The sequence below is a fragment of the Streptomyces phaeochromogenes genome (genome assembly GCF_001418655.1).
Taxonomy (GTDB): Bacteria; Actinomycetota; Actinomycetes; order Streptomycetales; family Streptomycetaceae; genus Streptomyces; species Streptomyces phaeochromogenes.
The window spans coordinates 47,674-56,600 of the sequence record NZ_LIQZ01000214.1 but is presented as its reverse complement, the minus strand read 5'-3'; the positions used below and the strand labels follow the sequence as shown (position 1 = coordinate 56,600).

Below are 8,927 nucleotides of genomic sequence, written 5' to 3'. Positions count from 1 at the left end.
ACGGGCCCGCACGTGCCAAACCGCCCTGGGCACAGGTGCCTTTAGGGGCGCGGGGAACTGCGCGAGCAACGAGGACGGACCCGCACATGGCAAACAGCCCCAGGCACCGGTGCCTTCAGTGCCCCCCCGTCAGCCGGCCGCGCCCAACCGCACCGGCAGAGACCGATGACCGTTGGAGATGAAGGACGCCACCGGACTCAACTCACCATCAGGCACGGCAAGTTCAAGGCGCGGATACCGCTCGAAGAGGGCAGGCAACGCAATGCGAGCCTCCATCCGCCCCAGCGGCGCGCCAAGGCAGAAATGCACCCCATGGCCGAAGGCAAGGTGCTCCTTGCCCACCCGGGTGACATCGAAGAGGTCGGCATCAGCCCCGTGATCCGCGGGGTTACGCCCGGCGGCGGCGTACGCCGCAAGGATCGCCTCCCCCTTGCCGATCACCACCCCCTCGGGCCCGCCCAGTTCACCGACGGCCAGATCCTCCACGGCGTACCGCAACGGAAGGCTGGCCACAGGCGCCTGCACCCGCAGGGTCTCCTCGATCACGTCGTCCCAGGTGGCCCGCCCGGCCCGGACATGGGCGAGCTGCTCGGGATGGGTCAGCAGCGCGTGAATCGCGTTGTCGATGAGGTTGACCGTGGTCTCATGCCCCGCGCTGATCATCAACACCAGCGTGTCGAGCAGCTCCTGCTCGCTCAGCCGCGTGTCACCCTCGTCGTCGCGCGCAGCGATGAGCGCGGAGGTGAGGTCGTCGCCGGGCGACTCCCGCTTGGCGGCGACGAGTTCACCGAGGGCCGCGTACAGCCTCGTATAGATGTCGGTGACCTCCTCGGGCGTGGCGGCGGTGTTGAAGATGCCGTCCACGACGGCCCGCAGCTCCGCGCCCTTCTCCTCGGGCAGTCCGAACAGCTCGCTGATCACCTGGATCGGCAGCGGATAGCAGAACTCCTCGCGCAGATCGACGACCTCGCTCCGCCGCCCGGCCTCGTCGATACGGTCGAGCAGCGTCTTGGTGATCTCCTCGATACGCGGCTGCAGCGCGGCCGTCCGGCGGGCGGTGAACGCCTTCGAGACAAGGGTCCGCAGGCGTTTGTGTTCACCCCCGTACGCCGTGAACATGTTCTGCACCGCGACCCAGGTGAACAGCGGCCACTCCGGAGAGATCTCCCCGTTGATCCACACCGGCCAGTGCTGCCGCGGGTCCTTCGACACCCGTGGGTCGGTGAGCAGCTTCTTGAGCAGGTCCGTACTACTGACCGCCCAGGCCTCCACACCGTCGGGGAGCTCTACCCGTGTCACCGGACCGCGCTCGCGTATCCGTGTCGCCTCGCCGTGGATGTCGCGACCGGACGGGTCGATGACGATGGAGCCCTGCTCTGACATGGGAGCCTCCCAGTTTCTGAAACGCGAACCGCTCGAACCCAATACGGCGAGTGACGCTACGCGGCCGTAGGGTTCGCGAACGAGAGCGCACGGGACGTGCTGCGCATGTCGACAAGTTCCCTACGCGTACTGGCAAGTTGGTGAATCGCGTCCGCCCTAGGGTCGTGCTCCCCGGGCGAGAGGCGGTGAGAGCCGGACCATGCCGAGCAGCGATGCCCCCAGATGGCTGCGGCCCCTCGGACCGGACGTGCGGACACTCCCGGCGGGCGAGTGGTGGGACGCGGTGCGGGTTCCGCTGGCCACGGGCCTGAGCATCCTCGAACACCTCGGGCCGCGCACGGGAGCCGTCATCGAGGACGGCTACGGCGGCAACGGCATCCTCTACTGGCTCGTCCCACCCGGCGAGGCCGCCGACTGGGACCTCCCTCCGGTCCAGATCCTCGGCACCGGCTCGCATGTGGCCATCCCGCCCCGGCACCGTACGTACGCCCCCGGCCTGCACTGGCGGGTGCCGCCGACCAGGACCCGGCACTGGACGGACCCGGCCGGCCTCCACGCCGCCCTGCGCGCCACCCTGTCCTGACCGACTCGGGGCTTCCGCCCGGGCCGCGACCTCACCCCGCACTGTCCTGCCGCAGGGATCTTGACGGCGCTGAGTTACCGGTAACATCATGGTTCTCGTAGCGCTGCCGCCGGCGTCCGGGCCGGCTCGTCGCCCACGGGAGTGTGGGCCGTCCACTGGAGTCCCGCGTGAGTGACCACGTGACAGGCCCGCCGACCGCGCAACCGGTCGCGAGCGTCCCGAATCATGTCCAAGTGGGCCCGGACAAGCCCGTGTTCAGCCCGGCGGCCGTCGTCGCCTCCTGCGTCGGCTTCGTCCTCATCGGTGTGCTCCAGTCGCTGTACGGTCCCGCGATCCCCGCCTTCCGCGAGGAGTTCGGGCTCTCGCCCTCGGCGGCCGGACTGGGGCTGAGCGCCCACTTCGTCGGCGGGGTCGCGGGGGTCCTCCTCTTCGACCGGCTGTACGGGCGGTTCGGCAACCGGCAGATCCTCGGCGCCTCGTATCTCCTGATGGGCGTCGGTGCGGCGGGCTTCGCGCTGGCGCCGAACTGGCCGCTCGCCCTGGCCGCGGCCCTGTTCGCCGGGGTGGGTTTCGGCGGCATCGACTATGGGCTCAACCAGCTGTTCGCCGTCGGCTTCGGCCATCGCTCGACCGCCATGCTCAACATCCTCAACGCACACTTCGGCGTCGGCGCGATCCTCGGCCCGGCCCTGATCGGCCTGGTCGGCTCCGAGCACTATCCGGCGGTCTTCCTCGTCTTCGCCGCCGCCAACCTGCCGCTGCTGCTCTGCCTCAGGGGCGTACGCGACCATGTTCCGCATCCCGCCACCGGCGAACCGGCGGGGGCGCGGGGCGGACGGCAGGTGCTCGGCCGCAGTCTCGGGTCCGTGCTCGCGGTCTTCGTCACCCTCTACGTCCTGCACGTGGGCATCGAGGCGGGCGTCGGCGGCTGGGAGCCCACCCATCTGGAGACCGTCGGCTACGGCGCCGGGGTCGCCGCCACCGCGACCTCCGTGTACTGGCTGATGATGACCGTCGGCCGTTTCCTCGTGGCACCGATCGCCCTGCGCTACTCCGCCCAGGCCATCATCACCGTCTCGTGCGCCGGCATGACGGTCTGCCTGCTGCTGGCCGCCGTACCGGGCCTCGCGCCCTACGCGTACGCAGGTGTCGGGCTGTTCATCGCGCCGATCTTCCCCACCGGGCTGCCCTGGCTCAACAGGGCCGCCCCGAAGGCCCGTAGGGCCGGAGCGGTGGTCATCGCCGCGTCCATGATCGGCGGAGTCGCGGCCGGACCCGCGCTCGGCAAGGCCATCGAGTGGTCCGGCGTCCGTGCGGTGCCCCTCCTGCTGTCCGCGGTCTCGGCGCTGTGCCTGGCGGCCACGGTGTGGCTGATCCGCACGACACGGACTGCCGACACCGACGCTGACATCGACACGGACACGGACGCCGACGTCCGCTGACGAAGACTCCCCGGTCCGGCCCGGCCGGTCCCCGCCCCGAACTCCAGGCCCCAACTCCGTGCCCGAACTCCGTTGAACCGAAAGGAAGTTCCCGCATGTCCGCTCTGACGACGTCGTCCGACGGTTTCCTCCTCCACGGCGAGCCGTTCCGCATCATCTCCGGCGCGATGCACTACTTCCGCATCCACCCCGACCAGTGGACCGACCGGCTTCGCAAGGCCCGTCTGATGGGCCTCAACACGGTCGAGACGTACGTACCGTGGAACCTCCACCAGCCGGAGCCCGGCACCCTCGTCCTCGACGGCTTCCTCGACCTGCCGCGCTTTCTGCGCCTCGCCCGCTCCGAGGGACTGCACGTCCTGCTGCGCCCCGGCCCGTACATCTGCGCCGAGTGGGACGGCGGCGGCCTGCCCTCCTGGCTGACCACCGACCCCGACATCCGGCTGCGCTCCAGCGACCCCCGCTTCACGGACGCGCTCGACCGCTACCTCGACCTGCTGCTGCCCCCGATCGTGCCCCAACTGGCCGCGAACGGCGGCCCGGTGATCGCCGTACAGGTGGAGAACGAGTACGGGGCGTACGGCGACGACACCGCGTATCTCGAACACCTCGCCCAGTCCCTGCGCTCACGCGGCATCGACGAACTCCTCTTCACCTGCGACCAGGCCAACCCCGAGCACCTGGCGGCAGGCAGCCTGCCCGGTGTCCTCAGCACCGGCACCTTCGGCAGCAGGGTCGAGGCCTCTCTTGAGCAGTTGCGCGCCCATCAGCCCGAAGGGCCCCTGATGTGCGCGGAGTTCTGGATCGGCTGGTTCGACCACTGGGGCGAGCCGCACCATGTGCGGGATGCCGATGACGCCGCCGCCGATCTCGACCGGCTGCTCTCCGCGGGCGCGTCCGTGAACATCTACATGTTCCACGGCGGCACCAACTTCGCCTTCACCAACGGCGCGAACCACGACCACGCGTACGAGCCGATCGTGACGTCGTACGACTACGACGCCGCCCTCACCGAGTCCGGCGACCCCGGCCCCAAGTACCACGCCTTCCGCGAGGTGATCGCCCGCCACGCCCCCGTCCCCGACGAGCCGGTCCCCGCGCCGTCCCGCAAACTCCCGCTCACCACAGTGGAGTTGGACCGCCGGGCCGCCCTGCTCCCGCACGCGACCGTCCTGGCCAAGCCCGTCCGCGTCGACGCCGACCCGGTGACCGCGGAGGAGCTGGGCCTGCGGTCGGGCTACGTCCTCTACCGCACCACCGTCCCGGTCGACGGCGACGGGCTCCTGCACTTCTCGGGCGGTGTCGGCGACCGCGCCCAGGTCTTCGTGGACGGCGCCCCCGTCGGCGTACTCGAACGTGAACGCCACGAGGAGGTCCTGCCCGTGCGCGTTCCGCGGGCCGGTGCCTCGCTCGAGGTGCTCGTGGAGAACATGGGCGGTGTCAACTACGGCCCGCGCATCGGCGCGGCGAAGGGGCTGCTCGGCCCGGTCACCTTCAAGGGCACGGCGCTGCAGGGCTGGGACTGCCATCCGCTGGCACTCGACAACCTGCGCTCCGTGCCCTTCGCCCCTGCGGCCGAGGCGCCCGCGGACGCCGGTCCCGCCTTCCACCACGGCACCTTCGAGGTACACGCGCCCGCCGACACGTTCCTCTCCCTGCCCGGCTGGACCAAGGGCCAGGCCTGGGTCAACGGCTTCCACCTCGGCCGCTACTGGAACCGCGGCCCGCAGCGCACGCTGTACGTCCCGGCGCCCGTACTGCGCCGCGGCACCAACGAGTTGGTGCTGCTGGAGCTCCAGGCCACGACCGGCACCCGCGCGCTGCTCACCGACACGCCCGACCTCGGCCCGGTGAAGCCCTGATGCCCCACCACTCGCGCGTTCCCGCACCCGCCGCACCCCGGCTCGCGGCTCGTGACCATCGCGTGCGGTGACGGGGCCGGCCGCGTGGCGGACCGGTCGCCCCGGGGCGCGTCCGGGACATCGCCCGGGGCGCACGTGGGTGATGCGGGCGGGCTGAGCCCCGAGGCCCGGCCGCCGGGTCCCGCTCCCTCCCGGCGGCCTATCCTGTGGGCCAGCCGGGCGGGGCACGACCGCCGGGACGAACCCGAAGGACATCACCCGTCATGACCCGAAGTGCCGGTGACGGCGCGCCGCCCCAAGGCCCTCCCAAGGACCTCCCCAAGGGCCGCAGCCGCCGCAACTTCGCGGGAGCGCGGCCGGTGATGGACGACGTGGCGCGCCTGGCCGGTGTCTCCAAGCAGACCGTCTCCCGCGTACTGAACGACAACCCGTCCGTCCGCCCCGAGACCCGCGAGTCGGTCCTGACGGCGATGCGCACGCTCGGTTACCGCCCGAGCCGCAGCGCCCGCTCCCTGGCGAGCGGCAGAACGCGCATGCTGGGCGTGATCTCCTTCGACGCGGCGCGGTTCGGTCCTGCCTCGATCCTGACCGCGATCAACACGGCGGCCCAGGAGGCCGGTTACCTGGTGAGTTCCATCGCGCTGGACACGGCGGACCGGGCCACCGTCGTACGGGCCGTGGACACGCTGTCGGCCGAGGGCGCGGACGGTGTGATCGCCATCGCCCCGCAGCGCTGGGTGGGCAGGGCGCTGGCGGAGGCCCAACTGGACACCCCGCTCATGGTGCTGGAGAACGACCTGGGCAAGGACGCGTCCTTCGTCACGGCCGACAACCGGGCGGGCGCGCGCAAGGCCACCGAACACCTGCTGGCGCTGGGCCACGCGACGGTCTGGCACATCGCGGGCCCCACGGGCTGGCTGTCGGCGGACCGAAGGGTGGAGGCCTGGCGGGCCACTCTGGAGGCGGCGGGGGCCGAGGTCCCCGAGCCCCTCATCGGCGACTGGAGCGCCGACTCGGGCTACGAACTGGGCCGCCGGCTGGCTGTCCGGCCCGACGTCACCGCGATCTTCGCCTCCAACGACCAGATGGCGCTGGGCCTGCTGCGGGCCCTGTACGAGGCGGGCCGCCGCGTCCCCGACGACGTCAGCGTCGTCGGCTACGACGACATCCCCGAGGCGGCGCACCTGCTGCCCCCGCTGACCACGGTCCGCACCGACTTCCCCGAGATCGGCACCCGTTCCCTGCACCTGCTCCTGTCCCAGCTGGACGGCCCGCCCGAGCCGGCCGTCGGCCGCGTCGTACCGGTCGAACTGATCGTCCGGAGGAGCACGGGACCGGCCCCGGGCCGTTGACCTGTCCCCGGACGACCCGCACGGCCGGGGCATCGGGCCGTCCTCTTCCGTACGCAGGCCATGGAGAAGGAAAATCTGTGCGGATCAGGTGAGTGGCCGGGCACCTCGGCGGGATACAAAGGACACATGCCGGAGCACGAGACCCCCGCCGGGGCCATGGACGATGTCGACGCGGTGACCCATGCGGTGATGACCGCCTCCCGCCTTCTCGTCGCGGTCTCGGCGCGTTCGCTCGCCGAGGTCGAGGAGCGCGTGACGCTGCCGCAGGTCCGGATGCTGGTGGTGCTCGCCACGCGCGGCGCCACCAAACTGGTCACGCTCGCCGATCTGCTCCAGGTCGCGCCGTCCACCGCCATGCGCATGATCGACCGGCTCATCGCCGCCGGTCTGGCCGACCGGCAGACCAACCCCACCAACCGCCGCGAGACCCTGCTGCAGCTCACGGAGGAGGGGCGGCGCACCGTCGCGAACGTGACCGCCCGTCGGCGCGCCGAGATCTCCACGATCGTCGAACGGCTCACCCGGAAACAGCGCGAGGCACTCGTCGACGCGCTGACGGCGTTCAACGAGGCGGGCGGCGAACCCCTGGCCCCGGCGCTGGACGACGCGGAGCCGTACCCCCTGGGCTGGGTGGACGCGGCGGCGACGCACGAGGCCTGAGCGCTTTTTCCCTCCGGTTCGGGTCACCCGGCGCTCGGGCTGGGAGCCGGCGTCGGGGAGCTCGTGTTCACGTCCAGCCCCGGAGGCTCGTTGAGTACGAGAACGGGCGAGCCCGGCTGCGGCGCAGGCGGCGTCGTGTCGTCCTTGGGGAGCTTCGGCGGGGTGGTCTGCTGGAAGTTGACCTGGTCGTAGTTGACGAGGTCGGTCTTCTCCAACACGGTGATGTGGTCGAGAACGGTGTCGTTGGCCAGGTCGGCCAGCTGCCGGATCATGCTGTTCTGCGTACTGGCCCGGATCTTGGCGATGGTCGGGAAGATCTGCCCGTGCGTCACCCGCATGATGTTCACCGCGGTCGTGTCGAACTGCTTGCCGGTGTTTCCGTCCACGGTCGCCACGAACTGCTGCTGTTGCGGGCTGGCCTGGTTGGGCAGGGTGATGCCCAGCTCGGGAGCGATGTTCCGGCACATCTCGTCGAGCCCGGAGTGCCCCGCGACCAGATGCTTCCCCGCCTCCTTCATCTCCGGGGTCGTCCCCCGCTCCATGGCCATCAGCCCCAGCGGGTGCTCCCACAACCCCGCCGCCCGGACCTTGATGACGAAGTCCCGGTCCGCCTCCGTCAACGGCCCGTACCGCGTGTTGGCGATGATCCGTGCCTGGTCGGTCGTCGTCTTCTCTATCCCGACGAGGGCGGGGTAGGCGAGCGCGGTGAGCGTCACGGCCAGCCCACCGATGACGAATACGGTTCCTGCCGTGCGTTGCGTTACGCGCATGGTGCCTCCTGGGTGAACGGCTCGGACTCCAGGGAGTACGGATCAGAAGCACAATGCAATCATTGCTCAGGGTAAATTTTGCACTCGTTCGGGTGTGAGGGTGTCCGACGATCCGGTCCGGCCCTCCGGGGGACCCGTCGAGGCCCGGTGACCCGGGTGTCGGGTGATCGTTGGGCTGAGGGTGACGGTGATCGGTGAGCTGTCCCGCTCCGGCGGGTCGAGTCCTGGGCTGGGCCGCGGGCGCGCTGCGATCCACCTACGGCCACACCGAAACGGCCGACGGCCGGGACGCGGCACCGGTTCAGGCATCGATCCCGGTGGACCTGCGCACCCGGGAAACCGCCCATCAGCCGGGCAACACCGTCTCGGCCGTGCGGGTCCCGCTGCCGTCGCAGACGTCAACTCCCCACGCCCGGTTGACGGTTTGCCGCCAGTTGCTCACCGGGGTCCGCTCGCGGGGCCGGGAACAACACGACGTCACCCGCATCGTGGAGGCGGCGAACCGCACGGGGCCGTGGGTGCTCGACTCCCTCGCGGTGCGCGGCTATTCACCCGCCTACGCCGCGGTCGGCACGACGGCACTCAAGCGGCGGAATCGCCAATCCTCCCTGCACCACAGGCCCCTGCTCCGGATCGCCGCACTCCCTCCGCTGCACAGGCCGGGCACCGTGAACTTCGGGGCGGTCGCCTGCGGCCGGACCGTCACACTCACCGTGGTCAGCCATGCGGAGCGCGGAGCCGCCCGAAGGCTGGCGGACGCGGTCGGCCACGAGCTGGAACTGCTGGCGGCCCAGGCGTGAGCGGATCTTCGGAGATTCGCGGGTACGCACCTGTCGACGGCAGGCACCGCGGCCGAGTTCGCCGTATCCCGCGAT

8 protein-coding genes are annotated in these 8,927 nt (G+C 71.0%); 6 read left to right on the top strand and 2 right to left on the bottom strand.

The annotated features are described in order from the left end of the window. Positions 1-129: 129 nt before the first annotated feature. Positions 130-1,383, bottom strand: a complete 1,254-nt coding sequence (locus tag AOK17_RS27495) for a cytochrome P450 family protein (protein ID WP_055615234.1) — start codon at positions 1,381-1,383, stop codon at positions 130-132. 199 nt (positions 1,384-1,582) lie between these two features. On the opposite strand from AOK17_RS27495, the gene AOK17_RS27490 reads away from it, so the two are divergent. From AOK17_RS27490 to AOK17_RS27470, 5 genes are all read left to right on the top strand, one after another. After that, a complete protein-coding gene (locus AOK17_RS27490; protein ID WP_055615233.1) occupies positions 1,583-1,966 on the top strand; it encodes a hypothetical protein in 384 nt (127 codons plus the stop codon). A 251-nt stretch (positions 1,967-2,217) separates the two neighbouring features. Continuing rightward, positions 2,218-3,408: an MFS transporter gene (locus tag AOK17_RS27485; RefSeq protein ID WP_055615247.1), complete on the top strand. Its 1,191-nt coding sequence runs from the start codon at positions 2,218-2,220 to the stop codon at positions 3,406-3,408. Between the two features lie 95 nt (positions 3,409-3,503). Beyond that, on the top strand, positions 3,504-5,270 hold the full coding sequence (locus AOK17_RS27480) for a glycoside hydrolase family 35 protein (protein ID WP_055615232.1): 1,767 nt from the start codon (positions 3,504-3,506) through the stop codon (positions 5,268-5,270). 263 nt (positions 5,271-5,533) lie between these two features. Beyond that, the gene (locus AOK17_RS27475) at positions 5,534-6,622 is read left to right on the top strand and encodes a LacI family DNA-binding transcriptional regulator (RefSeq protein ID WP_055615231.1); all 1,089 of its coding nucleotides are present in this window, start codon (positions 5,534-5,536) and stop codon (positions 6,620-6,622) included. Between the two features lie 126 nt (positions 6,623-6,748). Then, on the top strand, positions 6,749-7,282 hold the full coding sequence (locus AOK17_RS27470; RefSeq protein WP_055615230.1) for a MarR family winged helix-turn-helix transcriptional regulator: 534 nt from the start codon (positions 6,749-6,751) through the stop codon (positions 7,280-7,282). Between the two features lie 23 nt (positions 7,283-7,305). On the opposite strand, the gene AOK17_RS27465 is transcribed toward AOK17_RS27470, so the two are convergent. Beyond that, positions 7,306-8,052 (bottom strand): DUF4142 domain-containing protein, encoded by a 747-nt coding sequence (locus tag AOK17_RS27465; protein WP_055615229.1) that lies wholly within the window; start codon positions 8,050-8,052, stop codon positions 7,306-7,308. Positions 8,053-8,246: 194 nt separating this feature from the next. On the opposite strand from AOK17_RS27465, the gene AOK17_RS27460 reads away from it, so the two are divergent. After that, on the top strand, positions 8,247-8,852 hold the full coding sequence (locus tag AOK17_RS27460; RefSeq protein WP_055615228.1) for a hypothetical protein: 606 nt from the start codon (positions 8,247-8,249) through the stop codon (positions 8,850-8,852). The last annotated feature ends 75 nt before the right edge of the window (positions 8,853-8,927 follow it).

What these genes read in the sequence shown, in the direction of transcription:
- AOK17_RS27480 (WP_055615232.1), top strand. Translation starts at nt 3,504, where the DNA reads ATGTCCGCTCTGACGACGTCGTCCGACGGTTTCCTCCTCCACGGCGAG.
- AOK17_RS27495 (WP_055615234.1), bottom strand. Translation starts at nt 1,383, where the DNA reads ATGTCAGAGCAGGGCTCCATCGTCATCGACCCGTCCGGTCGCGACATC.
- AOK17_RS27475 (WP_055615231.1), top strand. Translation starts at nt 5,534, where the DNA reads ATGACCCGAAGTGCCGGTGACGGCGCGCCGCCCCAAGGCCCTCCCAAG.
- AOK17_RS27490 (WP_055615233.1), top strand. Translation starts at nt 1,583, where the DNA reads ATGCCGAGCAGCGATGCCCCCAGATGGCTGCGGCCCCTCGGACCGGAC.
- AOK17_RS27470 (WP_055615230.1), top strand. Translation starts at nt 6,749, where the DNA reads ATGCCGGAGCACGAGACCCCCGCCGGGGCCATGGACGATGTCGACGCG.
- AOK17_RS27465 (WP_055615229.1), bottom strand. Translation starts at nt 8,052, where the DNA reads ATGCGCGTAACGCAACGCACGGCAGGAACCGTATTCGTCATCGGTGGG.